The organism is Lysinibacillus sp. NPDC093190 (assembly GCF_050280425.1).
In the GTDB taxonomy this organism is placed as follows: Bacteria; Bacillota; Bacilli; order Bacillales_A; family Planococcaceae; genus Lysinibacillus.
Genome location: NZ_JBNNVG010000007.1, coordinates 115,378 through 140,865, shown reverse-complemented (window position 1 = coordinate 140,865; position 25,488 = coordinate 115,378). Strand labels below are relative to the sequence as shown.

The window sequence follows — 25,488 nt, the reverse complement described above, 5'->3', positions numbered from 1 at the left end:
TTCATAGGTGGAGGTTTGGAGAAATGAAAAAGATAATGGTTACAGGAGCACTAGGTCAAATAGGTTCTGAGCTTGTAGAAAAACTTCGTAGTATTTATGGAGAGGACAATATATTAGCGACAGATATTCGAAAGCTTGAGCATTCTAAGGGTCCATTTGAAGTATTGGACGTGACGGATGGACAAAGAATGCATGATTTAGCGAAGGATTTTGGTGCAGATACAATGATGCATTTGGCGGCGTTATTATCAGCAACAGCGGAAAAAAATCCGTTACTAGCGTGGAATTTAAATATGGGTGGTTTAATGAATGCGTTAGAGGTTTCACGTGAGTTAAATTTGCAATTTTTCACACCGAGCTCAATAGGCGCGTTCGGCCCATCGACACCGAAGGATAATACGCCACAGGATACATTACAGCGTCCAACAACAATGTATGGGGTAAATAAAGTTGCTGGTGAGCTATTATGTGATTATTATTTCGATCGTTTTGGTGTAGATACTCGTGGTGTACGCTTCCCAGGGTTAATTTCATACGTAACTCCTCCAGGAGGTGGTACGACAGACTATGCAGTAGAGATCTTCTACGAGGCGATTAAGCAAGGAAAGTATACATCTTATATTCAAGAAGGTACGTACATGGACATGATGTACATGCCAGATGCATTGCAGGCTATTGTAGATGTAATGGAAGCCGATAGTAGCAAACTAATCCATCGCAATGCATTTAATATCACTGCAATGAGCTTCGAGCCATCTGAAATTGCGGCGGAAATTAAAAAGCATTTGCCACATTTCCGTATGGATTATAATGTGGATCCAGTACGTCAAGCGATAGCAGATAGTTGGCCAAACTCTTTAAATATAGAAGCTGCACAAAAAGAATGGGGCTTTAAAGCACAGTATGATTTAGCCAAAATGACAGCTGATATGCTAGAAAAATTAAAAATCAAACTACAAACGAAAGCCTGTTCATAAATAAACAATCCTAAACAGCGGACGAAGAATTTAGTTTTCTTCGTCTTTTAGTGTTGGAAAATTAAATGGTCAAGGAAGTCTTTGTGAATGCTGTGACACTTTAAATGGGGTAATTTCCGTTTGCTACTTACCTTAATAATAGGCTTATTACAGTGACGCGATTGTAAATCTATTGTTGTTGTCGCTGCGCTTTCGCACAGACAAACCGTTGTTGCTGAAGTTCGTTTTAGCACTTTAAATTAGAGTAACATAATAGAAGATATACGCTATGTGAAGTGGTTGATTGGAGTGGAGGCTGGGCGACTCCTTGGGGATCAGCGATAGAGGAACGAAGGTTAAAACCATCACATCCTGTGATAACGCCTTCGTGACCAACATCCTGCTGCTGCCGCTTTGCTTTCGCGCAAAAAACATCCTGCTGCTGCCGCTTTGCTTTCGCGCAAAAAACATCTGTTGGCCCAAGCGGCTCATCGGACGCCCCCAGGAAAGCGCCCAGCCGGAACGGAAATCAACCCTACGTTTTGCCAAAGAGCCATACTTTATTTAATATGGAACCTTGCTTTTATTGACACAATATTTTTTCAACAAAAGAGATGAAGAAAACAATTTAGTTTTCTTCATCTCTTTTTTATTTCTAATAGTTATTTTAGAAAAATTTAACAATAAAAAGAAAATCATTGGGATATATAGCTTAATTTATGATTTTTAAATATAATTATATCCAGAATATTAATAATTTTCAGTTAAAATTTTATTAATATTTCACAAGGGCAAAGAGAGGGAGTTCACAAGACGAAAGGATGGATGGTATTTATGATGCAAACGCCGTTAGTATTAACAAGCTTTTTTAAACGAGCAGAAAGCTATTTTGCTAGAAAGACTATTGTTTCACGGACGAGTCCACAGAAGATTCATCGTTTAACATATGGGGGATGGGCGAAAAGGACACGTCGCTTAGCAGATGCGCTCACAAAGCTGGGGATGACAAGAGGAATGAAGATTGGCTCCTTTGCCTGGAATCAGCATCGCCACTTAGAGGCCTATTTTGCGGTACCTTGTTCTGGTGCTATTTTGCACATGGTGAATATTCGTTTATCAGAAGAGCATTTAATTTATATTATTAATCATGCAGAAGATGAGATTTTAATAATTGATGTGGATTTACTACCAATTATTGAAAATATTGCGCCTGAGCTCAAGACAGTAAAACATTATATTATTATGACAGATGAGGATACTTTACCAGAAACGGCATTACCGAATGCATTATCATATGAGGATTTATTAGCATCAGCAGATGAAAACTATCAGTTCCCCGAGGATATAGGGGAAGAGGAGCCTGCTGGCATGTGCTATACAAGCGCTACAACAGGAAATCCAAAAGGGGTTGTTTATTCACATCGAGGTCTAGTGCTACATAGTATGATGCTGAGTATGTCTGATTCGATGGGCATTTCTGAGCGTGATGTCGTGATGTCGTGATGCCGATTGTACCAATGTTTCATGCAAATGCATGGGGCTTACCATTTGCAAGTGTCAATGTGGGTGCTACACAGGTATTGCCTGGTCCACAATTCACATCGGCAATCATTTTGGATTTAGTGGAGCAGGAGAAAGTTACATTAACAGCTGGAGTGCCGACAATTTGGATCGGTGCGTTGCAGGAACAGGAGAAGCGTGAGCGAGATATAAGTTCGCTACGAGCTATTTGTTGTGGTGGCTCTGCTTCACCTACTCGACTTATTCGTACATTTGAAGAGCAATATGGCATTCCATATATAGTCGTATATGGAATGACTGAAACAACACCGATTGTAGCGTTATCAAATTATATGTCTTGGATGGATGCATGGCCAATTGAAAAGCGTATTGAATCGCGAGCAATGCAAGGAATGACGATGGCCGTATTGAATCGAGTATTATTAATGACAATGGAGAAGTGCCATGGGATGGAGAGACAATGGGTGAGTTACGCTTACGAGGTCCATGGATTTCACACGAGTACTATCATGATGAACGTACAAATGATGCCTATCGTGACGGCTGGTTATATACAGGGGACATTGCGGTGCGAACAGAGGATGGCTTTATCAAAATAACAGATCGTACTAAGGATTTAATTAAATCAGGTGGGGAGTGGATCTCCTCAGTTGATTTAGAAAATACGTTAATGACCCATGATGCTGTTTTGGAAGCAGCAGTTATTGCAATTCCGCATGTCAAATGGCAAGAACGCCCGCTAGCTTGCGTAGTATTGAAGGAAGGAAAGTCAGCAAGTGAAGAGGAGCTTCTTGCATTTTTAGAAAGCCAATTTGCAAAATGGTGGGTACCAGATGATGTGGTATTTTTAGATGAAATTCCAAAAACATCAGTTGGAAAGTTTCTGAAAGCCAAGTTTCGAGACAATGTGGCGGAAATTTATCCGAAATTAGGTTCATTCGTATAGTTAAAAGAGCGATTTCCACAAAAGGAAGTCGCTCGTTGATTTTTCATTTATTTAACATTTGAAATACTTGTTCTACGTCTTTGTCTCCACGGCCAGAGATATTGATAATAATGCTCTCTTCTGAAGATAGTGTTGGCGCAAGCTTTAGTGCATGAGCAACTGCGTGGGAGCTTTCAAGTGCAGGAATAATTCCTTCAACTTTTGACAGCACTTGGAATGCTTCAAGCACCTCTTCATTCGTCACCGTTACATATTCTCCACGACCAATTGTTTTTAAATAACTATGCTCTGGACCAGCTCCAGGATAATCTAGTCCAGCGGCAATCGAATATGTTGGTAGTGGATTGCCCTCTGCATCTTGCAGTACTAAACATTTGAAGCCGTGTAATTCACCCGGTGTTCCTTCATTTAATGTTGCTGCCTTATCGGGTTCAATACCGATGAGGCGAACTTTTTCATCTGCAATATATTCTGCAAATGCACCAATCGCATTACTACCGCCACCGACACAAGCAAGTACTGCTGCTGGTAGCTTTCCTTCTTTTTCTAAAATTTGTTCACGACTTTCACGGCTAATGACTGATTGGAAATGCTTCACCATTGAAGGGAATGGGTGAGGTCCAACAGCGGAACCAAGTAAATAGAAAGTTGTCTCATAGTTTTCTACTAAATCAGCAAATGCTGCATCCACTGCATCCTTTAGTCGCCCTTGACCTTTATCAACTGCTACTACCTTTGCACCAAGAAGCTCCATACGGAAGACGTTTAATGCTTGACGCTTTGTATCCTCTAAACCCATATAAATTGTGCAATCCATCCCGAACATTGCACAAGCAGTTGCTGTTGCTACACCATGCTGACCTGCACCTGTTTCGGCGATAACACGATTAGCACCCATGCGCTTTGCCAATAAAATTTGACCTAGAACGTTATTAATTTTATGAGAACCTGTATGGTTAAGATCTTCACGCTTTAAATAAACTTTTGCGCCACCTAATTGTTTTGTTAAATTTTCAGCAAAATAAAGTGGAGATTTGCGCCCAATATATTCATGGAAATAATAATCTAGCTCTTTATTAAAGTCTTCATCGTCTTTATATTTTTGGAAGTTTTCATCTAAAATATTTAATACATTGTGAAGCTCAACAGGAACAAAGCTACCGCCAAATTCACCGAAATATCCTTTTTTCTCTACTACTGTACTCATCTCTTCTCGACTCCTCTTTCTAATTTTTCCATAAAAAAAAGTCACTACAATCCTTCTGTAAAAAGGACGAGTAACCGTGGTGCCACCTTAATTCGCAAAAATTGCGCGCTTTCGTACTCCGATAACGGGGAGTAAATTCGTCCTCACATTTGATGAGGCTGCTCCAAAGTCCATTCACAAGTATGTACTACTGATTTGCACCAACCATCAGCTCTCTTTAAGTACTACCGCTTGCTACTATTCTTTTTTCCTAGCATTTATTGAAATGAATTTTAAAGTATTTTCAGAATAGTGTCAAGGAATGTTGTGCTAAGAAATTAAAAAAAGACGAATCTAATAAGACCCGTCTGTTTAAATTAAATTTTTGAAGTTTAAGCGTTTATTCAATGTATACATAATCGGTGCACCGACCGCTAAGACAACAAATTCACCAGCAGCAACAGTTAACCATGTCCAGAAGAAAGGTAACTCTAATGCTAAGTTCAATTCAAATGCAATGATAAACATAGTGCATGTAAATAAAAATGTATTGATGACTAAACGTGCCCAAATATTTTTGACAAATTTACAAATAAGAATGAACAACCCAAGGGTAATCATCGAATGGCCTACACCAAAAATTAAATCGTAGATGCCGAGTGGTGAAAATATATTGGAGATAAATACGCCAATAATGATCCCAACGGCAAAGCGTGGATTAAAGGCAACTAAATGGTTAAACATTTCGGATAGACGGAACTGTACCTCTGTAAAGCCAAATGATCCGACTAGTAATGTAACAGCAATGTAGAGCGCTGCAATAATGCCACTCGTTGCTAAAAATTTAACTTTCATCTTCATTTCTCCTTAGTTTTTTTACGTGGGATGGTTACGAACCACGTGAAGCAAATGCAATCATATCAATGTTCATGCTTATTTGTAAATAGCGATGAGTAAAAAAATGCAGAAATTCATAGTGCTAACGGTAATATTTAGCTCTTGTTCGTTGCTCTTTAATTAGATATGTGTAGGCATGTCCAAGATTTAATGTTCAATCCAAAAGAAGGGGAGCTCGTACACTTGCTAAAATGCAAAAGAAACTTATGCAGAGATAGTAGAGCTAAATTCTTCTTCATAAATGGACTATAGATGAGAAGTTACCTCGAAACTTAGAAGTGATGGAGCTGTCTGGTCACTTGTTAAAAGAACTGTTCAAAGCAGTTCTTTTAAAGTGACCATTTCAGTATTTTTTTAAAACACTAAATGCTTGAGCAAATTTTTGGGCAAAGATTAATGGGGGCTCTATCGATTGAAAATGAACGTATAAAATAGCGGGGTCCGTATATATCCAGTGATTATGAACAGCACTTATAATCAAATTATTTTCTGCAAGTACCTTAACAAATGGAGGTAATTCCTCTTGGAGTACTACAACTTCACCTAAGTTAAGTGCATTTCCATATATATCAAGCGATTCGAATGTTATTCCAGCATGAAGTGCACTACGACTTGGGCGACCTTGAATCATAACATTAAGATTTCGATTAAGTTTTACTGAGCATACGCCATGTTCCACAGAAGCTTTTCCGTTTGCAATCTGAGCAAATTTTGTACACATATCTCGAAAGCGTTCCATTTAGACACCTCTACTTCTATTAATATTTATAATGAGGATGCCTTGGAGCGAAAGTAGTAAAGGTTTCTGATCTGAAATTATTCATCTAAAATATTTTTAATTTCTTCTATCTCAAAAATTATATCGTTTAGTTGTTTTTTAAATTCATCTGTATATTCTAATTCTTCATCTAGTTCTTTTGTATATTCTAAGGCATTTAAGGCAAAATCTAGAGCAAATGCAAATAGACTGTCACATAGATTAGAAATGATTGTGTCAATATCCCCTATATTTGCATTTTGATTCTCTTGTGAATAAGAAGGTTGATTTGAATCGATTTCATTATTGTTCATGGTATTCCTCCTTTTTGAAAACAGCACTAGTCTCATTTGCATCATATGCATTAAATGTAAAAAAGGAGACTGAAATGAAATATTATCTGTAGATATCAATCTTATTTGGGAGTAATGCGGGAGGAGATTCTAAAGCGCTCGGAGTTGTTTTTATTCAGCAATTCAAAGTGTTGCTCAAACGTACGTGCTTCCCAGATATCCCGTTTGGTTAGTAGATATCTTGAAAAAGTAAGAGTGAATGATAATTGTTATGAGGACCTGACATTTCTAATGAAGAATGTCAGGTTTTTTAGGTTTTCCATAATTTACTGTAAAAATTAAATAACTTCGCTAAATTGTCAAAAAAATTTTTGTTATGTTAGAAAAAGAAATCAATTTGTAAAAACAGCGCAGTTTAGCGGTTTAAAGCAGCAAATTGAATGAAAAGATAAAATATTTGGCTGGATTTAAAAGTCAGAACATTCATAATGTTATTGACGAACCTCGATAATAACGATAATATAGCGATACGTTCACACTTTGTTTGGATAAAGTGTGATAAATATCAGAGATAATAGTCGGGGGGATTATTTGTGAAAAGCAATTTAAAAAAGCTTTCGTTCCTGTTATTTGGGTTAGTTTTAATGCTTGCTGCTTGCGGTAGCAGTGGCTCTAGTTCATCGGATTCGAAGGGGAACGAAACGAATAATGCAAGTGAGAGCGGCAATGCAGGTGACAAAACATATAAAATCGGGATTACTCAAATTGTTGAGCATCCATCTTTAAATGCTGCAACTGATGGCTTTAAAAAGGCAATTGAAGATTCAGGATTTAAAGTTGAGTACGATCCACAAATAGCGCAAGGAGATAACAGCCTTAACACGACGATTGCAAACAATCTAGTAAGTGCCAACGTAGATTTAATCTTTGCTAATTCTACACCGTCTGCACAAGCGGCAGCGACAGCTACTAGTGATATTCCAATTGTCTTCACTTCTGTAACAGATGCTGTTGGCGCACAGTTAATAGATTCTATGGAGAAGCCAGGGAAAAATGTAACAGGAACGATCGATTTACATCCTGATACTATTTCGAAAACAGTGGCATTCTTAAAGGAACTAGGCGCGAAAAAAGTAGGTATGGTTTACAACGCTGGTGAGCAAAACTCAGTAGCACAAGTAAAAGAAGTGAAAAAGGTCATGGGCGAGCAAGGCCTAACAGTAGTTGAGGCATCTGCGGCAACTTCTGCGGAAGTAAAACAAGCTGCTGAATCATTAATCGGTAAAGCAGATGCATTCTATATCATTACTGATAATACAGTAGTTTCGGCTCTTGAGTCTGTAATTGATGTAGCAAATGCCAATAAGTTACCATTAGTTGTTGGAGAACTTGACTCTGTGGCACGTGGTGGCTTAGCGGCATATGGTTTTGAATATTATGACATTGGTTATGAAGCGGGACAAATGGCTGTGAAGATTCTAAAAGGTGAAGCAACACCTGCAGATATACCAGCTCAATACCCACAAAAGCTAAAACTATTAATAAATAAAAAAGTAGCCGATGATTTAGGAATAGAAATTAAAGATTCTTGGGGTGCAGAGGTTTTAGAAAAGTAATGACCTAACATGATCATCTTATGAGACGAAGCGGGGGAGAACTAAAACTGCCTCCGCTTTATCTACTTTTTAAGTGTTTTGGGTCGGTAGGGGATTTATGTGAATTCCTATTAAATTATGCTCATTATCATAACGTAAGGTTGATTTTCGTTCCTCTGCCTGCTCGCTCCAGGGTCTCATCTGTGACGCTGATCCCCAAGGAGTCGCTCAGTCTCCACTCCAATCAACTTATATACTTTTTAATAAATATCATCTCCAACTTTTTGGTGATGAGCCATTAATTGAACAAATGGATTTAGTAATGTTTTCAACAGACGAGCACCAAGTTTCCTTTTGGCAAAACGGATGTTGGGTAAGAAGTTATCGCAGGCCGTCGTGCTAAAACCTTAAAAATAATAGATTCTACTATGTATGGCTTTCAAAGGACTTTATTAGTTTTGAGCTCCATTTAAGGGAATGGAGCTCAAGTAAGAATTTTTAATAAAAATTAGTTTAAGAAATTATTAGGAGATGATTCAACTATGTTTTTAGCAATATTTGGCGCGATGGAGCAAGGAATCATCTATGCAATTATGGCACTTGGTGTGTATTTAACATTCCGCGTGTTAGATTTTCCGGACTTAACGGTTGATGGAAGCTTTGTAACAGGGGCGGCTACAGCAGCGACGATGATTATGCTTGGCTACCACCCAATCTTAGCGACTTTAGTGGCAATTGTTGCTGGATTTATTGCTGGATGTATGACAGGAATTCTTCACACAAAAGGGAAAATTAATCCTCTATTATCGGGGATTTTAATGATGATTGCTTTGTATTCTATTAACCTACGAATTATGGGATCAACTGCAGAAAATACGATAGGTCGTCCGAATATTCCACTATTAAATTCAGAGACTTTATTTTCAAAGTTTCAAGCATTTTGGAGTAATTTAGGTATCGATACGGCATTAAATAACCTATTAAAAGGCTTCGGCGTTCAGAAACTGCCTTCAACATGGAGCACGATAATCGTAGTATTAATCATCACGATTTTAATTAAGTTCATTGTAGACTGGTTCTTAAAAACAGAGGTCGGACTGGCTATTCGAGCAACTGGTGATAATAAGCGTATGATTCGTAGCTTCTCGGCCAATACAGATACACTTATTATTCTTGGGCTAGGGCTTTCTAACGCACTTGTCGCATTTTCTGGAGCTTTAATCGCACAGTATTCGAAGTTCTCAGATGTCAGTATGGGGATTGGGATGATTGTGATCGGTCTTGCCTCTGTTATTATCGGCGAAGCAATTTTCGGTACAAAAACGATTATGCGCACAACTTTCGCTGTCATTGCTGGAGCCATTATTTACCGCATTATTTTAGCATTAGCATTACGAGTAGATTTCCTTGATTCAGGAGATATGAAATTAATAACAGCTATCATTGTTATTATAGCGTTGATTTTACCTCAATTTATCAATAAGAGTAAGGAGCGCAAACGTAAGGTGAAGCGCGCAGCAGAGAGGACAAGAGTAAAGACGGTTGAGCAGGGAGGGAAAGGCCTTGCTTAAATTAAACGGTATTAATAAGATTTTTAATGAAGGTACACCTGATGAAAAAATGGCACTTGCAGAAATTAATTTGCACTTAAAGCCAGGGGATTTCGTCACAATTATCGGCAGTAATGGAGCTGGTAAATCGACCATGATGAATATGATTTCTGGCGCGTTAACACCAGACTTCGGCACGGTTTCAATTGATGGAAATGAGGTTACGACTTTACCAGAATATAAGCGCTCCCACTACATCGGTCGCGTATTCCAGGATCCGATGGCTGGTACAGCACCAACAATGACGATTGAGGAAAATTTAGCATTAGCTTACTCACGTAATAAGAGTAGAGGTATGCGTTTCGGTGTTGATAAAAAGCGTCGAGAATTTTTCAAGGAATCATTGCAGATGTTGGGCTTAAATCTGGAAAATCGCCTATCTGCAAAAGTCGGCTTACTGTCTGGAGGAGAGCGTCAAGCGCTGTCTCTTTTAATGGCAACATTTACAAAGCCTTCGATTTTATTGTTAGATGAGCATACGGCGGCACTTGACCCATCTCGTGCAGAGTTAATCACACGTATTACGAAATACTTAGTTGAGAAAGATAGCTTAACCACATTAATGGTCACGCACAATATGCAACAAGCATTAGACTTAGGAAATCGACTGATTATGATGGATAAAGGTCAAATCATTTTAGAGGTTGGCGAGGATCGCAAGCATGAATTAACCATCCCAGATTTAATGGCCGAGTTCGAACGTATCCGCGGTGAAAAAATGAACTCAGACCGTGCGCTACTAGGATAAATGATGAAAAAACGCTCATACATAGGTGTGGGCGTTTTTTCGCTTGATATCGATATTTTTGGGAAGTTGGGTGATAAATTAAAAAAGTTGGGCGATAAACAATAAAAGTTCTCGATAAATAAGCCAACTGTTTCGATAAAGTGCATTATAATCTAGCTAAAGGAGGTGAAAGTATGTTACTAAAAAAGCGCGAAGTATCATCGAAGCAACTCATATTAGAAATGCTTGAAAGGCGGTTACCGAAATCTCACCCAAAGTCTACTTACTATCAAGAAATGCTAAATAGAACAAGAGCAGGGTATGCAGGTGAGCAAAGAGTAGATCAGGAATGGCAGGAAATCTATTTGGAGTATGCGCATTATTTATTGCATGATGTACAGCTTAAAGCTGAAGGTGGATCAATACATCAAATAGATACATTATTTATGTCGCGAAATTTTGTGTTAATAGTGGAAATCAAAAATATCGTTGGGCATGTAGAATATATGGAAGATAATCATCAATTTATTCGAATTACTTCTGATGGCAAAGTAGATGGCTTTAGAAATCCTTTTGATCAAGTGAAGCGACATGCTAGGTTTTTACATCAGATTTTTCAAAAGGCTGGCTATCATATACCTATTGTTTATATGATCCTCTCTGCAAATCCGAATATGATTATGACGTCAAGTTTGTCGGAGCAACCGATTATTCATGTGAGTGGGTTGGCTGAGAAGGTAGAACAGCTGTTTTTACGACATTCACAAGTTTGTTTGAGTGAAAAAGATATGAGACAAATCGCTGAGCACATCCTAATGAAGCATGACCCAACACAATGGATACCAGAAATCGACTGGGGTGCACTAAGAAAAGGGGCATTATGTTCGCAATGTGAGTATCAGCATAAGGTGCAGTATTTCTTTGGAAAATGGCGCTGCAGCAATTGTCAACGGACAGATAATAAATCGATGCTAATAGCATTACAAGATTATCAGCTAATGATGGGAAACAATATTTCTAATGCTCAATTTCGTGATTTTTTTGATATTGACTCAGAGAAAGCAGCCTATTACTTATTGAAAAAGTTAAAGTTTGAAGGGAGTGGTGGAAATAAAAATAGAAAATATATAATTCCTGCTAATTTATTGGATTAAATGTAAGCGGCGTACACTATCAGTGCGGTCAGATAGTGTCGCATACAAGGTAGATGTCGATATTTTTGGGAAGTTGGGTGATAAATTAAAAAAGTTGGGTGATAAATTGATAAAGTTGGTCGATAAATAATCAAAAGTTATCGATAAATCACAAAAGTGTTTCGATAAACTCTCATCCTCACAAAAAAGCCACACTCACATAGCAAGTGTGACTCTTTATTTTAGACTAGTAGGCCGAATAGTTGAATGTCGTTGTTTACTTCTTTGTATTTGAAGCCAAATTCATTCATGCGTGCTAGTAATCCTTCGTAGTCTTCACGATTGCCAAGTTCGATACCAACTAAGGCAGGACCACTTTCTTTGTTGTTTTTCTTTGTATATTCGAAAGTTGTAATGTCATCATTTGGCCCTAGAACGCTTGTTAGGAATTGGCGAAGTGCGCCCGCACGCTGTGGGAAGCTGACGATGAAGTAGTATAGTAAGCCTTCGTGAATTAAAGATTTTTCTTTAATCTCCTGCATACGACCGATGTCATTATTACCACCACTAATGATGATAACGACTGATTTCCCTTTAATTTCCTCTTTATAAGAGTCGAGTGCTGCTACTGATAATGCTCCAGCAGGCTCTGCGATAATGGCATGTTTATTGTAGAGATCTAAAATCGTTGTACATACTTTTCCTTCTGGTACTAGTACGATGTCGTCTAAGTAGCGACGACAAACATCATATGTGTGATGACCGACGCATTTTACCGCAGCACCATCTACGAATTTGTCAATCCAATCAAGTGCCACTGCACCGCCTTCTGCAAATGCAGCCTTCATACTGCCCGCACCGGCAGGCTCTACTCCAATAATTTTACTATTAGGGGAAAGGTTTTTCACATAGGCAGAAACACCTGACATTAAGCCTCCGCCGCCAATACTACCAAACACGTAATCAATCGGTTCCTCCATGTCATTCATAATCTCAACTGCGACCGTTCCTTGTCCAGCGATGACATCAAAATCATCAAATGGATGAATAAAGATTTTATCGTGTTCATCACAGTAAGCTAATGCACTTTCGGCAGAATCATCAAAGGTATCACCAGCTAAAATAATTTCTACATATTCACGACCAAACATACGCACTTGGTCAATTTTTTGCTTAGGTGTTGTTTGAGGCATAAAAATACTTGCTTCAATTTTCAATTGTGCACAGGCGTAGGCAACACCTTGGGCATGATTGCCTGCACTTGCACAAACAACGCCAACTTTACGAGCCTCTTCTTCAATTTTTTTAATCTTATAATAGGCACCACGAAGTTTAAATGAGCGTACATGCTGTAAATCTTCGCGTTTAAAATAAATATTAGCTCCGTATTTCTCGGATAAATAGTCATTTTTTTGTAGTGGCGTGTGTACCACTACGTCTTTTAAGAAATGATGTGCAATCAAGATATTTTCTACTTGCACCGTTCTAGTGTCAGCAGCTTCCATAATATTCATCCTCCGTTATACGTATAAAACATTTATCTATGATAGCACATTTTATAAGCCTTTTGTTATTAATTTTTAGTAAATTCTAAATTTTCGGTGTCTATTTCATACAAAACGAAGAATAATTGAATTTCTTCGAGAATTTTTTGTAGAAACAAAGCATGTACACATTCCCTCATAACGAAAATGGTCAAGCATATACTAGAATACCTTAGGACAAGTAGGAGGGTATGTAATTGGAAATCATTCAAGGAATTCTATCTACATACATTCAATTTTTCAATTGGGAAATGTGGAAAGAGATCTTAACTGACCCTGTATCTTGGGGGTTAATATCAACACTAATTATAATAGAAGGTTTACTCTCAGCAGATAACGCACTTGTATTAGCAGTGCTAGTGAAGCATTTGCCAAACAAGCAACGCAAGCGAGCATTAATGTACGGTATGTTGGGAGCCTATTTTTTTCGATTTTTATTTATCGGGATAGGTGTTTATTTGGTAGAATTTTGGTTTGTTAAATTGCTAGGAGCCCTGTATTTAGGTTGGCTATGTGTCGCTCATTTCCTGCAAATTGGGGAAGCGGATAGTGCCAAGGAGATGAAAAAAACAGGGTTGTTGGTCCGCCTTTTTGGAACATTTTGGGCAACGGTTATTTCTGTAGAACTGATGGATATTGCCTTTTCAATTGACGCGATTTTTGCTGCTTTTGCGATATCCAATCAAATTTGGATATTACTAATCGGGGGAATGCTAGGTATTTTAATGATGAGAACTATTGCAGGCTTATTTTTAATTGTTATTGAAAAAATACCAGAATTAGAGGCAACAGCATTTATTATTATTGGAATTATTGCACTGAAAATGCTAGCCAGCGTCATCGGTATTCACGTTCCACATTATTTGTTTTTTGTTGTATTAATTATTATTTTTGCTATCACTTTCATTATTCATTTCTTAAAAAAAATGAAGGTTGCTTAATATAAAACGGTTCTGTTCTCAATGAAGAAAGAGGACAGAACCGTTTTATTGTTATAAAGAGCATTTCAGCGCATTTATTGTTATTTTACATATTGATCAGGATTTACAATATAGAATTTTTCAATATTAAGCCAGCTTTCACTCATTGGCTCACCGTCATCAATACGTTTTTCTGTTTCTTGCATCATCCAAGCAGTTTGAGATGCATGTGCTTGTAATGCTTTAATTTTGTCCATCTTCATTTCACTGATATCGTTGACAACATGTGGCTCACCATTTTTTTCAATTGTATCGTTTGCAAAGGCGCAGCCTAACACTTGTGGACGTGCGGCTTTTGGCATACGACGAACAGCTTCTACTACAGCACGTGCTGTTGCCTCGTGGTCAGGATGAACTGCAAAACCTGGTAAGAATGTAATGATAAGAGAAGGCATTAACTCCTCTATTAAACCTTCAACAAGCTTTACCATTTTTTCATCGTCTTCAAATTCAATCGTTTTATCACGGAAACCAAGCATACGTAAATCTTGTATTCCCATAGCCTCTGCTGCTGCGATAAGCTCCTTACGTCGAATTTCTGGCAAGGATTCACGTGTTGCAAAAGGTGGATTTCCTAAATTACGCCCCATTTCGCCTAAAGTTAAACAGGCATATGTAACAGGTGTATTCATTTTCTTTGTATAGTAGGCAATTGTTCCAGCAACTGAAAAAGCCTCATCATCTGGGTGAGGGTAAACAATTAAAATATGACGTTGTGGTTGTAAATTCAAAAAGTCGTCCCCCTTAGTAAGTAAATGGCGTTTCGCTAATTTCAAGTGCAATCGCCAATTTACCTGAGTAGTCTAGTCCAGCCATTAATAAACGGCCTAAATCATCTAATTCAAAATGTGTGATGCCTTGAGCATAAACCCAGCCATGTGCCATTTTTAATCCGACACGATGGGGTGAATCATCTACCACTTTAGCAAGCTCATAGTTGATTTTAGCATTGCGAATAAAAGCACCTGCATTAAAAAATTTCTCATCAAAGTGTGCTGCATAAGAACCGTTCGTCGTCTCAAGATGAATATAAACGTCTTTGTTGGCGAAAGAATTCAATAATTCCTGCAACGTCTTTACTTGTACTTCTTGCATCTTAACACTCCTCTCGATTATTTCTCCTTTAAGTATAGTCAAAAAAGATGACAAAGGGAAATTGAAAGGCTTTTGTTGCCAACCTAATCATAAATGCTATTGATAAAATGCAGAAATTTCTTTATTGTAAAAAAATGTTTTTTACTATTATTAAGGTAGATTACTTGAAAAAACTATTCTGATGTATCAATATAGGACACGTGAAACAGATTAATATAAATTGTATGCGGTTTCATAAATAAAATATGGGGAGATTGATACTATGATTTATGCAAATCCTAATACTCCGGGTGCATTAGTAAACTTCAAAGAAAAATATGATAACTTTATCGGTGGAGAATGGGTTCCCCCAGTAAAAGGTCAATACTTTGAAAATAAAACACCTGTAACAGGTCAAGTATTCACAAAAGCAGCTCGTTCAACAGCTGAAGATATTGAGCTAGCCCTTGATGCAGCACACGCAGCAAAAGATGCATGGGGTAAAACAAGCGCAGCTGAGCGTGCATCTATTTTAAATAAAATCGCAGATCGTATTGAAGAAAACTTAGAAATGATTGCTATTGCAGAAACATGGGATAATGGTAAAGCAGTTCGCGAAACTTTAAACGCAGATATTCCTTTAGCAATTGATCACTTCCGTTATTTTGCAGGTGTCATCCGTGCACAAGAAGGGCGTACAACACAATTAGATAACGACACTGTTGCATACCATTTCCAAGAGCCACTAGGTGTAGTTGGCCAAATCATTCCTTGGAACTTCCCAATCTTAATGGCTGCTTGGAAAATTGCTCCTGCGCTTGCAGCAGGTAACTGTATCGTGATGAAACCAGCTGAGCAAACGCCAGTTTCATTATTAGTGTTAATTGAAACAATTCAAGAAATCCTACCAAAAGGCGTACTTAACATTGTAAACGGCTTTGGTGTTGAAGTTGGTAAACCACTTGCAACGAACAAACGAATTGCAAAAGTTGCTTTTACAGGTTCAACAGCTGTTGGTCGCCAAATTATGCAATATGCAACTGAAAATATTATTCCTGTGACGTTAGAGCTAGGTGGTAAATCACCAAACGTATTCTTTGAGGACGTTATGGATTCAGATGATGAATATTTAAATAAAGCAATTGAGGGCTTTGTAATGTTCGCATTAAACTCAGGTGAAATTTGTACTTGTCCTTCACGTGCACTTGTTCAAGAATCCATTTACGATAAATTCATTGAACTTGCATTAGAGCGCGTAAAAGCTATTAAAATTGGTAATCCATTAGATACAGAAGTCATGATGGGTGCTCAAGCTTCAAACGAACAAAAACAAAAAATCCTTTCTTACCTAAAACTTGGTAAAGAAGAAGGTGCTGAGTGCTTAATAGGTGGAGAAGAAAATATTCTTGAAGGCGACCTTGCAGGAGGTAACTACATTAAACCAACAGTTTTCAAAGGTCATAATAAAATGCGAATCTTCCAAGAAGAAATCTTTGGCCCAGTGCTTGGTGTGACTACATTCAAAGATTTTGATGAAGCAATGGAAATTGCAAATGATACAGAATATGGTTTAGGTGCTGGTGTTTGGTCACGTTCTGGTGACATTGCTTACCGTGCAGGTCGAGCTATTCAAGCTGGTCGCGTGTGGACAAACACTTATCATCAATATCCAGCAGGTGCTGCATTTGGTGGATTTAAACTTTCTGGAATCGGTCGTGAAAACCACGCAATGATGTTAGATCACTACCAACAAACTAAATGTCTTTTAGTGAGCTACAAAAAAGAAGCACAAGGATTTTTCTAATACCAAAGGATGAATAACAACATGGTAGAACGAGTGATTGCAACAAAAGAGGCTTTAAATTTGATAGAGCTAATTAAGAGTCAGCATGGCGCTATCATGTTTTATCAATCTGGAGGCTGCTGTGATGGCTCTGCACCGATGTGTTATGTAGAAGGAGATTTTAAAATTGGTGAAAACGATATCTATCTTGGTACATTAGGTGACGTTCCTTTTTACATTCATAGAGCGCAATATGAATATTTTAAGCATACGCAATTGATTATTCATGCGATTGAGGGCAGAGGTGCAAGTTTTTCTTTAGATAGTGTTGAAAATATGCATTTCATTACAAACTCTAGAGTATTCACAACAGAAGAGTACTAAGAAGTAATTACAGAGGAATTCAGTCTAAAAACGCCACGTCCTGTGGCATTACCGAAATGATGACATCGTGTCGGCCCTCATGTTATTGTTGCTGCCGCTACGCTTTCGCACAGATAAAACTGTGTTGCTGCCGCTACGCTTTCGCGAAAAAAACATCTGCAGGCCTAAGCACAAAGCCGATTCCGGACGCAATTATGCCGAGGCATAATTGATTTAATTGCATCTTTAAATCTATGAAGATTTTTCGAGCAATATTCTTGAAAAAATTATAGAAATATTTCAATATAATGAGTGTGAGAGCAATTTTGTACAAAATGTGTCGTTTTGTATTGTATGCGGTTTCACAAATGAAAAGATACTGCGACCATGATTTCTTCCTTAATTGACGGATAGACAGCGTATAATGTTGAAGAGAATTTTAAACTAGGTTATAACGAATTCTATCTTGGTACAATAGATGACGTTCCTTCAACATTGATATGTATAGCTGTAATAAGGAAAGAAGACGGAAAGTTCATTATCATAGTATAGTAAAAAAGCCGCGATTCTCTTTTATGACGGAGAATCGCGGCTTTTTATAATTAGTGATTTTTGGGGGTATGTATTTGTTAATATCGGTTGATTTTTCGTTCAATGGAATCTAGACGATTGTTGAGATGTGATAGATGCTTATGCATTTGTCTAAATTGTACACTTTGATTTTGCGCGTCGGATGTTCTTGTTTGTGCCTGTGCCTCTTCTTCCTGCAATGCTAAAATGGTGGAGAGGGTTGCTAATGAATACCCTATTGTCAAAACCATTGAAGATATTAATTCTACTTTGGTAGAGGTTATATCTCCACCTTGGATACCTATGTCTTCACCTAGGAGACCTGCTTCTTCACCACCTAGGAAACTTGCTTGTGTATTTGTATTTGGGTCTTGTTGTTGATTACGTCTTTTCATTTTTCTCCCTCCCATATACAGCTAATATATGGCATATGAAGTAGTAGTGTATCTTGTCCTGAGCATTAGAAGAAATAAACCTCTGTTAAAATAAATATTCATAATTTTCTAGTATTTAAATTGATTTTTATGGAAAAATAAATCAATATTGTAGAAATAAATAATTGTTTTAGGGGGAATGGGTGTGAACAAGGACTTTAAATATTGTAAAGAATCTAGAGTTATGCGTACAAGTCGAGTTTTTCCGAATGATATTAATAATCATAATACACTGTTTGGCGGTCGATTAATGAGTGACATCGATCTAGTAGCTTCAATTTCCGCTGCTAAACATAGTCGTAGAGATTGTGTGACAGCCTCAACGGATTCTGTAGACTTCCTACATCCAATACGCCCGACCGATTCTGTCTATTTCGAATCTTATGTAACGTGGACAGGGACATCTTCAATGGAAGTTTTCGTAAAGGTCATTTCTGAGAATTTGAAAGCGGGCGAACGCAAGGTAGCGGCAACAGCATTATTAACCTTTGTTGCATTAGATGAAAATAATAAACCAACTCCAGTGCCATCTGTCATTCCGGAAACAGTAGAGGAGACTAAGCTACATGAAACTGCAGCTGAACGAGCAAAAGCACGTGCAGAGCGTAAAAAGGAAAGTAAGGCATTGGCTCAATTCATTTCGATGAACGATCCATGGGATTGCTCGAAATGATGGAGAACTACTATATGTAAAAGAGGCATCTGATTTGTAATCAGATGCCTTTTCATATTTAAATTTCTATCACTGTTACTTCTGGTGCACCAAAACGAGATTTTGCACCGTGCATAACTGGTCCTACATAGTCATTTAACGCCCAACCGTGAGCGATTGCAGCAGAAACGAATTCTTTTGCTTCAATTACAGCTTCTTTTACTGAAAGACCGTTTGCAAGGTTTGCTGTTACTGAAGCAGCAAATGTACAGCCAGCCCCATGATTATAAGTAGAAGCAACTTTTTCAGATTCTAATAAGTAGAATTTTTCACTGTCGAAGAATAAGTCAATTGCTTTTTCAGTAGCTAACGCTTTCCCACCTTTAATCACAACAGCTTTAGCACCAAGCTCGTGAATTTTACGAGCTGTTGTTTTCATTTCCTCGATTGTTTTTGGTGTTCCAGTTCCAGCTAATTGCCCAGCCTCAAACAGGTTAGGTGTTGTAACTGCAGCTAATGGTAAAAGATATTGAATCATTGCATCTGTGTTACCAGGGTTCAATACTTCATCTTCTCCCTTACATACCATTACAGGGTCAATGACAACATTTGTCGTACCTGATTTTGCGATAGCATCACCTGCGATACGAATAATTTCTTCAGTTGACAGCATACCAGTTTTTATGGCGTCAATGCCTGTTGAAAGAGCAGTATCAATTTGTTTTTGCAAAAGCTCTGTTGGTAATGGCGTTACGTTATGAGTCCAACCGTTTGGATCCATTGTTACGACAACCGTTAATGCCACCATGCCATATGTGCCGTGCTCCTGGAATGTTTTAAGATCGGCTTGCATACCTGCGCCACCTGATGTATCTGAACCAGCAATCGTTAAAGTTTTTTTAAGAGCCATGTGGAAGATCTCCTTTATAGATGAAAGTTTTAAATTTACCATCTAGTATAGTCTTATTCTGATTTCGTAAAAATAGTCAGAATTATATATTTTTACAAGGTCAGTTTAACTTCTTTTTCTGATGCTTGAATTCAACATTATTTTTTTGTACCGTTGAAAGAAGAGAAAGGGGCTTATATTACGATGAAAGAAAAATTTCCGAATGATTGGCAAGAAATACTTTTAGAAGAAATAGAAAAAACATACTATAAAAAGCTACGTCAATTTGTAGCAGATGAATATGCAGCACAAACAATTTATCCCCCGATAAATGACATAATGAATGCATTTTATATGACGGCTTATCATGACGTAAAGGTCGTAATTTTAGGTCAGGATCCGTATCATGGACCAAACCAAGCACATGGATTAAGTTTTTCGGTCATGCCGGGAATCCCACATCCACCAAGCCTACGAAATATGCTAAAGGAATTACAGGATGATCTTGGCTGTCCAAGCCCTCAGAACGGAACATTAACAAAATGGGCACAGCAGGGTGTAATGTTATTGAACACTGTATTAACTGTTCGAGCAGGACAGGCGAATTCTCATAAAGAACAAGGATGGGAGCAATTAACGGATGCTGTAATCGATAAATTAGCATCAAGAGATAAACCAATTATTTTTGTGCTTTGGGGTAAACCAGCGCAACGAAAAAAACAATTAATTCGTAAATACTCAACACCACATTTAATTTTAGAAGCACCTCATCCAAGTCCACTTAGTGCTTATCGGGGTTTTTTTGGCAGTAAACCATATTCGAAGATCAATGCACAGTTAGTGGAATGGGGAGAGCAACCAATTGATTGGTCTCTAGCTTAGATTGGCACAAATCATATATCTTCATTCAAATGTTTTGTAGCAAAAGTGAAGCATCAACTATAATAGACTCCTACCTCTGAGGATGGTTACCTGAATAAAGATAAGCCTCCGGCGGATGTCACGGATTTTGAAAGGAATGAATTGTGCTGGCACAATTCAAAATCCGGACGCAATTACGCCAAGGCGAAATTGATACACTTATAATTTCATGTTACAGTTAATATATAGAAGAAAGTGAGGAACAACGATGAAGGTAAATTGTTTCAAATGTCAATATTTTAAAGTAACATGGGACCCAAAAACGCCACGGGCCTGTGTAGCATACGGCTTTAAAACGAAGCAAGTACCATCCGTTGTCGTTAAACAATCCTCTGGCACGGACTGTCTAAAGTTTGTGCCAAAAGCAGAAAGTGGGAGAATGCAATGATTCCTTATCAAGCCGTTATTCAACAACTTGAAAAACAATTATCTGGTGTCAAAAATGCTGGAAACGAACAACAAATTCGTGAAGCCTTAACAGCAATCCGAGCATTATGTGATGTAGTATTAGACTCACCTGACGGCATTTCTAAAGCGCAGTCAAAACATCTACCACAAATGCTAGTATCAGAGCCGAAGCAAACAAGTTTATATACAGCAAAAATTGAAGAAGAAGACGGAGCAAATGGTGATTCAATTTTTGACTTTTAATCATGATTAAAGGTAGGGAAAATGACATGAAAAAATTTATCGTGACAGGAGCACTCCACGGCTTTTTAGCAGTGGCATTGGGTGCATTCGGTGCACATGCTTTAAAAGGAGTTCTAGATGATTATGGTCGTGGGATATGGGAGACAGCTGTTCAGTACCAAATGTTTCATGCCACTGGTCTACTTGTAATTGGCATTTTGATGAGCTCGAAACTTCTAGGTGAAGTAAAGCAGTTGAATTTAGCTGGAATCTTTTTTAACCTTGGTATTGTTTTCTTTTCAGGAAGCCTTTATGTACTGGCAATCAGCGGCGTTAAAGTTCTAGGTGCCATCACACCAATTGGTGGTGTTCTATTTTTAGCTGGTTGGATTCTAATTATAGTATCTGCCCTAAAACATGCTCGATAAAAAATTCAGTTGAATATAGATACTCCTACAAAGCTACTCTTTTGCACTAAGTGTGAGGGAGTTTTTGTTTTTTTAAAAGAGGAACTACTAGTAACGGATCAAGAGAATTTTTCTTCCTAATCAACAATATAATTTCTATAGATTGATAGTTTTAATTCCTATTGTTTTTGTAAGGATTTATAGTACACTATTATTATCAAATAAGTTCGACAAATAGGAAGTGAGGTTTTGGGATATGGAGAAGCTTTTTACTTTACTAGATCATAACTATGATGAAATGGTAGCGATTCGTCGCCATCTACATGAATATCCGGAATTATCCTTTGAGGAAGTGGAAACACCATCGTATGTAGCTGCTTTTCATCGAGCGTTAGGGCATGAGGTTCGTGAGCATGTAGGTGAACGTGGTGTTGTTGCTACTTTACGTGGAGGGAAGCCGGGTAAAACAGTGGCGTTGCGCGCTGATTTTGATGCATTAGCAATTCAGGAGGAAAATGACGTCCCTTATAAGTCAAAAGTAGATGGTATAATGCATGCATGTGGACATGATGGTCATACTGCAACATTACTAGGGCTTGCTAAAGCACTTAATGCAATAAAGGATGGCATTGCAGGCAATGTAGTATTTATTCATCAGCATGCAGAAGAAATGGCGCCAGGTGGAGCAAAGCCTATGATTGAAGATGGCTGTCTAGACGGGGTAGATGTTATTTTCGGTACACATTTATGGGCACCAACACCGTTAGGGGAAATATTGGTGAGAGATGGAGCAATTATGGCTGCTGCGGATAAAGTGGAAATTACGATTCATGGCAAAGGCGGTCACGGTGCGGAGCCTCATCATTCTATAGATGCAGTTACTCTTGCGTCACAGTTTGTAGTCCATGCACAGCAGATTATATCTAGACGTATTGATCCATTAAAATCAGCCGTCTTAACAATTGGTCATTTTGAGGCGATTAATCCTTTCAATGTTATTGCTGAACGAGTAGTATTAGCTGGAACAGTCCGTACTTTTGAGGAGCAGGTACGCAGACAATTGGAGCAAGAGCTTGAGGCAGTGTTAAATGCCACTTGTTTGGCTTTTGGTGCAAGCTATGATTATCGTTATACAAGAGGCTATCCACCTGTTTACAACCATGTGAAAGAAACAGAATTTATTGCACAACTTGCAGCAGATATACCAGGAGTAGAAAATATTATAACGTGCCCACCATTTATGATTGGAGAGGACTTTGCGTATTATTTAGAGAATGTACCAGGTACATTTTTCTTCACAGGTGCTAAAAAGCCGGAGTGGGAAGTAGCATATCCTCATCATCATGCACGTTTTGACTTTGATGAACGTGCCATGTTGATTGCTGCCAAAACATTAGGGAAAGCAACATTGCAGTTTTTACAAGAAAATCAATAGTTCCGTAAGATATAGGCTTTAAATAAAAATTGGCATACTAGGAGATATCCTAACATGCCAATTTTTTTGATCTAATGGCAAATATCCACGTAGATTCCTCGTTTTATACGAAAAACATTTGCTGCGCCAAGCAAGAACATGAAGCCCAATTGAGCGTCAAGAGAAACTTGCGATGCTACGCAGCGTGAGTAAAACGTAACGAAGAAGCATCCTTTTGCTCTTATCTTATTCGCATATAGAGGAGCGAAATTTTACCATATAAGAAAATATGAATGTATAACAACCTATTTCAATTATGGATTTTGGTTAAAATAAGCCATTTCTTCATCATATTCAGCAAAATCAAAGTAAATCATTGGGAATAGGAAACGATGATTCGATTTGAGTTCACGTAAAATAACATGGTCTCGGCCGGCAGCTTCTACAACGCCTCGCACAGTTTTTGTGTTTTTTCCTTGCTCAACCGCATGCTCGAAGGAAAAATGGAAAGTACCAGGCTTTCCGCGATTCAAACGAAAAATATTTTCAATATACGATTGCTCCCGTCCAGGTGGTCGTGCTCCAGTCGTCTGTGGAGGCATTACCTGTGGAGGCATTTGTTGTTGCGTTGTTGGTGTCCAATAATAAGGCATCATAAGTTATCAACCTTCTTTCTTTTAGATTTGAGGACAATCTTCTTCGGTTGGCGAGAAGAAGCAATGTGCTTTGAATCTTCCCGTGTTCCACTGACCATACCATTGTGCTGGACAATCTCCCTCAGGTCTGAAAAACCATAGCGAACGAGTCGCTGGATGAAATCTTTCGCCTTGAATAACTCTCTTTGCTAATCGAAGGTCTTGATCACGTGCTCGTTGATAAAAGAAGCCTTTTTGTGTTGCTTCAAAGCCCCCAGGACGCTGAAAAACCATTTGTTCAATCGTACGAACATCCGTAAAATCTAAACAATCTGCTCGTACACGATTGACGCCCACATTGCCGACCATCAGCATACCTAAATTTCCTTCACCTTCTGCCTCAGCGCGCATAAGCCTTGCTAGCATGGCTGTTTGTGCATCATTCGTCTTTATAACTGCGACTTTCACTCCTCCTCGCAAACAGTATATGCTTGATGGTATTGTAGACATGTTCAATTTTAATGAAAGAAATTCACAACTTAAAAATGCTAAGCATATATTAGTAATAACGAGTAGTCTGTAAAAGAGGGCCAGATTTTTTAAAAATTTTAGATGTTCAACACCAAACGTATGCCATGTACAAAAAACATCCTGTTGCTGACGCTACGTTTTTGCACAAAAAACATTCTGTTGCTGACGCTACGCTTTTGCACAAAAAAATTCTGTTGCTGGCGCTACGCTTTCGCACAAAAAACATCCTGTTGCTGGCGCTACGCTTTCGCACAAAAAACATCCTGTTGCTGGCGCTACGCTTTCGCACAAAAAACATCCTGTTGCTGGTGCTACGCTTTCGCTCAAAAAAACATCCTGTTGCTGACGCTACGCTTTCGCACAAAAAACTTTTTTGCCCCGTCGCCCCCAGGAAACCGCCTAGCAGGAACGAAAATCAACCCCACGTTATGGTGATGAGCCTAAATTTATAAAATGGGTAAATAGAGAATAGAAAATATAATGGGGAACGTGAGATAGGAAATTGCATGTGTATTGAATACATGTGAGGTGACAGGGTATGGAGATTGGTGTTTGGGTAGGTATTTTGTTGAGTGCTGTGCTGGCATTTTTAGTGGGGAGTTTTTACGGACAGCCACTCCATTGGTATCTCTTTATATTAATAATCGTAGTTGGATTTTTCATCAATACGATTATACTAATTTTGAAGGTTAAGGATGAAAGGTCTTGAGGTATGAAAATAAGAAAGTGTCATCATAGTTGGTGACACTTTTTTTATTTGTTAATTTTTTTTGATTAAGCGGATGAAATCTAATGTTTTGCAAGTATATTAAAAATAAACTGTGACATACTAAAGTGGAAAATTATTTTTTGCTTTCATGAAGGAGTGTTATAATGCATATTTTTGGTACGTTTATAGCAATTATCATAAGTGCATTCATGGCCATTGGTATAGCAGAATACTATCAGCAACCATATAATTGGTATTTAGTTTTCCTTATGATTCTAACTGGATTTTTTATTCATACAATTATTTTAATATTGGAATCAGAGAACAGCGA

General features: G+C 38.1%; 28 protein-coding genes, 1 pseudogene, 1 riboswitch and 1 other annotated feature. Of the genes and pseudogenes, 18 read left to right on the top strand and 11 right to left on the bottom strand.

All coding sequences use genetic code 11. From position 1 onward, the window contains the following. The first annotated feature begins 23 nt into the window (after window positions 1-23). The 3 genes and pseudogenes from ACQKOF_RS08225 (at window position 24) to ACQKOF_RS08215 (ending at window position 3,423) form a co-directional block, all read left to right on the top strand. Complete coding sequence (locus tag ACQKOF_RS08225) at window positions 24-977, top strand: L-threonine 3-dehydrogenase (RefSeq protein ID WP_427555317.1); 954 nt, start codon at window positions 24-26, stop codon at window positions 975-977. 307 nt (window positions 978-1,284) lie between these two features. Further along, window positions 1,285-1,524 carry a hypothetical protein gene (locus tag ACQKOF_RS08220; RefSeq protein WP_427555315.1) on the top strand — a complete coding sequence of 80 codons (240 nt, stop codon included), beginning with the start codon at window positions 1,285-1,287 and terminating at the stop codon, window positions 1,522-1,524. 266 nt (window positions 1,525-1,790) lie between these two features. Next, window positions 1,791-3,423, top strand: a pseudogene (locus tag ACQKOF_RS08215) (long-chain fatty acid--CoA ligase). Window positions 3,424-3,466: 43 nt separating this feature from the next. Here the strand turns inward: ACQKOF_RS08215 and trpB are convergent. The 4 genes from trpB to ACQKOF_RS08195 form a co-directional block, all read right to left on the bottom strand. After that, on the bottom strand, window positions 3,467-4,630 hold the full coding sequence (trpB, locus tag ACQKOF_RS08210; protein WP_427555313.1) for a tryptophan synthase subunit beta: 1,164 nt from the start codon (window positions 4,628-4,630) through the stop codon (window positions 3,467-3,469). A gap of 59 nt (window positions 4,631-4,689) precedes the next feature. Further along, window positions 4,690-4,891, bottom strand: a binding site (T-box leader). Window positions 4,892-4,981: 90 nt separating this feature from the next. Beyond that, window positions 4,982-5,464, bottom strand: a complete 483-nt coding sequence (locus ACQKOF_RS08205; protein WP_427555311.1) for a QueT transporter family protein — start codon at window positions 5,462-5,464, stop codon at window positions 4,982-4,984. Window positions 5,465-5,470: 6 nt separating this feature from the next. After that, window positions 5,471-5,515: riboswitch (PreQ1 riboswitch) on the bottom strand. A gap of 334 nt (window positions 5,516-5,849) precedes the next feature. Next, window positions 5,850-6,245, bottom strand: a complete 396-nt coding sequence (locus ACQKOF_RS08200) for a DUF1259 domain-containing protein (protein ID WP_427555309.1) — start codon at window positions 6,243-6,245, stop codon at window positions 5,850-5,852. Window positions 6,246-6,322: 77 nt separating this feature from the next. Beyond that, window positions 6,323-6,577 (bottom strand): hypothetical protein, encoded by a 255-nt coding sequence (locus ACQKOF_RS08195; RefSeq protein ID WP_427555307.1) that lies wholly within the window; start codon window positions 6,575-6,577, stop codon window positions 6,323-6,325. A gap of 572 nt (window positions 6,578-7,149) precedes the next feature. On the opposite strand from ACQKOF_RS08195, the gene ACQKOF_RS08190 reads away from it, so the two are divergent. From ACQKOF_RS08190 to ACQKOF_RS08175, 4 genes are all read left to right on the top strand, one after another. After that, window positions 7,150-8,172, top strand: a complete 1,023-nt coding sequence (locus ACQKOF_RS08190; protein ID WP_427555305.1) for an ABC transporter substrate-binding protein — start codon at window positions 7,150-7,152, stop codon at window positions 8,170-8,172. Between the two features lie 521 nt (window positions 8,173-8,693). After that, window positions 8,694-9,722, top strand: a complete 1,029-nt coding sequence (locus tag ACQKOF_RS08185; RefSeq protein ID WP_427555303.1) for an ABC transporter permease — start codon at window positions 8,694-8,696, stop codon at window positions 9,720-9,722. Next, window positions 9,715-10,509 carry an ABC transporter ATP-binding protein gene (locus ACQKOF_RS08180; RefSeq protein WP_427555301.1) on the top strand — a complete coding sequence of 265 codons (795 nt, stop codon included), beginning with the start codon at window positions 9,715-9,717 and terminating at the stop codon, window positions 10,507-10,509. Before ACQKOF_RS08185 ends, ACQKOF_RS08180 begins: the two co-directional genes overlap by 8 nt. A 173-nt stretch (window positions 10,510-10,682) precedes the next feature. Beyond that, window positions 10,683-11,642 (top strand): nuclease-related domain-containing protein, encoded by a 960-nt coding sequence (locus ACQKOF_RS08175; RefSeq protein WP_427555299.1) that lies wholly within the window; start codon window positions 10,683-10,685, stop codon window positions 11,640-11,642. A gap of 221 nt (window positions 11,643-11,863) precedes the next feature. Here the strand turns inward: ACQKOF_RS08175 and ilvA are convergent, their stop codons facing one another. After that, window positions 11,864-13,126, bottom strand: a complete 1,263-nt coding sequence (ilvA, locus tag ACQKOF_RS08170) for a threonine ammonia-lyase IlvA (protein WP_427555297.1) — start codon at window positions 13,124-13,126, stop codon at window positions 11,864-11,866. A gap of 236 nt (window positions 13,127-13,362) precedes the next feature. On the opposite strand from ilvA, the gene ACQKOF_RS08165 reads away from it, so the two are divergent. Continuing rightward, window positions 13,363-14,106, top strand: coding sequence for a TerC family protein (locus tag ACQKOF_RS08165; RefSeq protein WP_427555295.1), 744 nt, complete (start codon window positions 13,363-13,365; stop codon window positions 14,104-14,106). A gap of 80 nt (window positions 14,107-14,186) precedes the next feature. Here the strand turns inward: ACQKOF_RS08165 and bshB2 are convergent, their stop codons facing one another. After that, window positions 14,187-14,876, bottom strand: coding sequence for a bacillithiol biosynthesis deacetylase BshB2 (gene bshB2, locus ACQKOF_RS08160; RefSeq protein WP_400725560.1), 690 nt, complete (start codon window positions 14,874-14,876; stop codon window positions 14,187-14,189). 13 nt (window positions 14,877-14,889) lie between these two features. Further along, window positions 14,890-15,240: a YojF family protein gene (locus ACQKOF_RS08155; protein WP_053484519.1), complete on the bottom strand. Its 351-nt coding sequence runs from the start codon at window positions 15,238-15,240 to the stop codon at window positions 14,890-14,892. Between the two features lie 262 nt (window positions 15,241-15,502). On the opposite strand from ACQKOF_RS08155, the gene exaC reads away from it, so the two are divergent. Together exaC and ACQKOF_RS08145 are read left to right on the top strand one after the other, a co-directional pair. After that, complete coding sequence (exaC, locus tag ACQKOF_RS08150; protein ID WP_427555293.1) at window positions 15,503-17,023, top strand: acetaldehyde dehydrogenase ExaC; 1,521 nt, start codon at window positions 15,503-15,505, stop codon at window positions 17,021-17,023. A gap of 21 nt (window positions 17,024-17,044) precedes the next feature. Then, window positions 17,045-17,386 (top strand): DUF779 domain-containing protein, encoded by a 342-nt coding sequence (locus tag ACQKOF_RS08145; protein ID WP_427555291.1) that lies wholly within the window; start codon window positions 17,045-17,047, stop codon window positions 17,384-17,386. A gap of 608 nt (window positions 17,387-17,994) precedes the next feature. On the opposite strand, the gene ACQKOF_RS08140 is transcribed toward ACQKOF_RS08145, so the two are convergent. Continuing rightward, on the bottom strand, window positions 17,995-18,330 hold the full coding sequence (locus tag ACQKOF_RS08140; RefSeq protein ID WP_427555289.1) for a hypothetical protein: 336 nt from the start codon (window positions 18,328-18,330) through the stop codon (window positions 17,995-17,997). A gap of 223 nt (window positions 18,331-18,553) precedes the next feature. On the opposite strand from ACQKOF_RS08140, the gene ACQKOF_RS08135 reads away from it, so the two are divergent. Beyond that, window positions 18,554-19,042, top strand: a complete 489-nt coding sequence (locus ACQKOF_RS08135) for an acyl-CoA thioesterase (RefSeq protein WP_427555407.1) — start codon at window positions 18,554-18,556, stop codon at window positions 19,040-19,042. Window positions 19,043-19,100: 58 nt separating this feature from the next. Here the strand turns inward: ACQKOF_RS08135 and thiD are convergent, their stop codons facing one another. Beyond that, entirely contained in the window at window positions 19,101-19,931 is an 831-nt protein-coding gene (gene thiD, locus ACQKOF_RS08130; protein WP_427555287.1) for a bifunctional hydroxymethylpyrimidine kinase/phosphomethylpyrimidine kinase, read from the bottom strand. A 183-nt stretch (window positions 19,932-20,114) separates the two neighbouring features. Here thiD and ACQKOF_RS08125 point away from each other — a divergent pair, with 183 nt between their 5' ends. The 5 genes from ACQKOF_RS08125 (at window position 20,115) to ACQKOF_RS08105 (ending at window position 23,303) form a co-directional block, all read left to right on the top strand. Beyond that, window positions 20,115-20,792: a uracil-DNA glycosylase gene (locus tag ACQKOF_RS08125; RefSeq protein WP_427555285.1), complete on the top strand. Its 678-nt coding sequence runs from the start codon at window positions 20,115-20,117 to the stop codon at window positions 20,790-20,792. A gap of 247 nt (window positions 20,793-21,039) precedes the next feature. Next, window positions 21,040-21,219 (top strand): uracil-DNA glycosylase, encoded by a 180-nt coding sequence (locus ACQKOF_RS08120; RefSeq protein WP_427555283.1) that lies wholly within the window; start codon window positions 21,040-21,042, stop codon window positions 21,217-21,219. Continuing rightward, a complete protein-coding gene (locus ACQKOF_RS08115) occupies window positions 21,216-21,482 on the top strand; it encodes a YwdI family protein (protein ID WP_427555281.1) in 267 nt (88 codons plus the stop codon). The genes ACQKOF_RS08120 and ACQKOF_RS08115 overlap by 4 nt, the downstream gene beginning before the upstream one ends. Before the next feature lie 26 nt (window positions 21,483-21,508). Then, window positions 21,509-21,889, top strand: a complete 381-nt coding sequence (locus tag ACQKOF_RS08110; protein ID WP_427555279.1) for a DUF423 domain-containing protein — start codon at window positions 21,509-21,511, stop codon at window positions 21,887-21,889. 235 nt (window positions 21,890-22,124) lie between these two features. Next, on the top strand, window positions 22,125-23,303 hold the full coding sequence (locus ACQKOF_RS08105; RefSeq protein ID WP_427555277.1) for a M20 family metallopeptidase: 1,179 nt from the start codon (window positions 22,125-22,127) through the stop codon (window positions 23,301-23,303). A 293-nt stretch (window positions 23,304-23,596) separates the two neighbouring features. Here the strand turns inward: ACQKOF_RS08105 and gerQ are convergent, their stop codons facing one another. Both gerQ and ACQKOF_RS08095 read right to left on the bottom strand, forming a co-directional pair. Beyond that, the gene (gerQ, locus tag ACQKOF_RS08100; RefSeq protein ID WP_142509394.1) at window positions 23,597-23,938 is read right to left on the bottom strand and encodes a spore coat protein GerQ; all 342 of its coding nucleotides are present in this window, start codon (window positions 23,936-23,938) and stop codon (window positions 23,597-23,599) included. A 21-nt stretch (window positions 23,939-23,959) separates the two neighbouring features. Continuing rightward, window positions 23,960-24,343: a cell wall hydrolase gene (locus ACQKOF_RS08095; protein ID WP_400725865.1), complete on the bottom strand. Its 384-nt coding sequence runs from the start codon at window positions 24,341-24,343 to the stop codon at window positions 23,960-23,962. Between the two features lie 209 nt (window positions 24,344-24,552). On the opposite strand from ACQKOF_RS08095, the gene ACQKOF_RS08090 reads away from it, so the two are divergent. Both ACQKOF_RS08090 and ACQKOF_RS08085 read left to right on the top strand, forming a co-directional pair. Beyond that, the gene (locus tag ACQKOF_RS08090; RefSeq protein ID WP_427555275.1) at window positions 24,553-24,900 is read left to right on the top strand and encodes a hypothetical protein; all 348 of its coding nucleotides are present in this window, start codon (window positions 24,553-24,555) and stop codon (window positions 24,898-24,900) included. A gap of 86 nt (window positions 24,901-24,986) precedes the next feature. Further along, window positions 24,987-25,157, top strand: a complete 171-nt coding sequence (locus ACQKOF_RS08085; protein WP_268636039.1) for a hypothetical protein — start codon at window positions 24,987-24,989, stop codon at window positions 25,155-25,157. Window positions 25,158-25,488: the final 331 nt, after the last annotated feature.

Bases quoted from the DNA above. Each gene is read 5' to 3' on its own strand.
- ACQKOF_RS08115 (WP_427555281.1), top strand. From the start codon at position 21,216: ATGATTCCTTATCAAGCCGTTATTCAACAACTTGAAAAACAATTATCT.
- ACQKOF_RS08140 (WP_427555289.1), bottom strand. From the start codon at position 18,330: ATGAAAAGACGTAATCAACAACAAGACCCAAATACAAATACACAAGCA.
- ACQKOF_RS08175 (WP_427555299.1), top strand. From the start codon at position 10,683: ATGTTACTAAAAAAGCGCGAAGTATCATCGAAGCAACTCATATTAGAA.
- trpB (WP_427555313.1), bottom strand. From the start codon at position 4,630: ATGAGTACAGTAGTAGAGAAAAAAGGATATTTCGGTGAATTTGGCGGT.
- ACQKOF_RS08125 (WP_427555285.1), top strand. From the start codon at position 20,115: ATGAAAGAAAAATTTCCGAATGATTGGCAAGAAATACTTTTAGAAGAA.
- ACQKOF_RS08205 (WP_427555311.1), bottom strand. From the start codon at position 5,464: ATGAAAGTTAAATTTTTAGCAACGAGTGGCATTATTGCAGCGCTCTAC.
- ACQKOF_RS08105 (WP_427555277.1), top strand. From the start codon at position 22,125: ATGGAGAAGCTTTTTACTTTACTAGATCATAACTATGATGAAATGGTA.
- ACQKOF_RS08200 (WP_427555309.1), bottom strand. From the start codon at position 6,245: ATGGAACGCTTTCGAGATATGTGTACAAAATTTGCTCAGATTGCAAAC.
- ilvA (WP_427555297.1), bottom strand. From the start codon at position 13,126: ATGGAAGCTGCTGACACTAGAACGGTGCAAGTAGAAAATATCTTGATT.
- ACQKOF_RS08090 (WP_427555275.1), top strand. From the start codon at position 24,553: ATGTACAAAAAACATCCTGTTGCTGACGCTACGTTTTTGCACAAAAAA.
- ACQKOF_RS08145 (WP_427555291.1), top strand. From the start codon at position 17,045: ATGGTAGAACGAGTGATTGCAACAAAAGAGGCTTTAAATTTGATAGAG.
- gerQ (WP_142509394.1), bottom strand. From the start codon at position 23,938: ATGATGCCTTATTATTGGACACCAACAACGCAACAACAAATGCCTCCA.
- ACQKOF_RS08110 (WP_427555279.1), top strand. From the start codon at position 21,509: ATGAAAAAATTTATCGTGACAGGAGCACTCCACGGCTTTTTAGCAGTG.
- ACQKOF_RS08135 (WP_427555407.1), top strand. From the start codon at position 18,554: ATGCGTACAAGTCGAGTTTTTCCGAATGATATTAATAATCATAATACA.
- ACQKOF_RS08085 (WP_268636039.1), top strand. From the start codon at position 24,987: ATGGAGATTGGTGTTTGGGTAGGTATTTTGTTGAGTGCTGTGCTGGCA.
- ACQKOF_RS08155 (WP_053484519.1), bottom strand. From the start codon at position 15,240: ATGCAAGAAGTACAAGTAAAGACGTTGCAGGAATTATTGAATTCTTTC.
- ACQKOF_RS08185 (WP_427555303.1), top strand. From the start codon at position 8,694: ATGTTTTTAGCAATATTTGGCGCGATGGAGCAAGGAATCATCTATGCA.
- ACQKOF_RS08120 (WP_427555283.1), top strand. From the start codon at position 21,040: ATGAAGGTAAATTGTTTCAAATGTCAATATTTTAAAGTAACATGGGAC.
- ACQKOF_RS08225 (WP_427555317.1), top strand. From the start codon at position 24: ATGAAAAAGATAATGGTTACAGGAGCACTAGGTCAAATAGGTTCTGAG.
- ACQKOF_RS08095 (WP_400725865.1), bottom strand. From the start codon at position 24,343: ATGCTAGCAAGGCTTATGCGCGCTGAGGCAGAAGGTGAAGGAAATTTA.
- thiD (WP_427555287.1), bottom strand. From the start codon at position 19,931: ATGGCTCTTAAAAAAACTTTAACGATTGCTGGTTCAGATACATCAGGT.
- exaC (WP_427555293.1), top strand. From the start codon at position 15,503: ATGATTTATGCAAATCCTAATACTCCGGGTGCATTAGTAAACTTCAAA.
- ACQKOF_RS08195 (WP_427555307.1), bottom strand. From the start codon at position 6,577: ATGAACAATAATGAAATCGATTCAAATCAACCTTCTTATTCACAAGAG.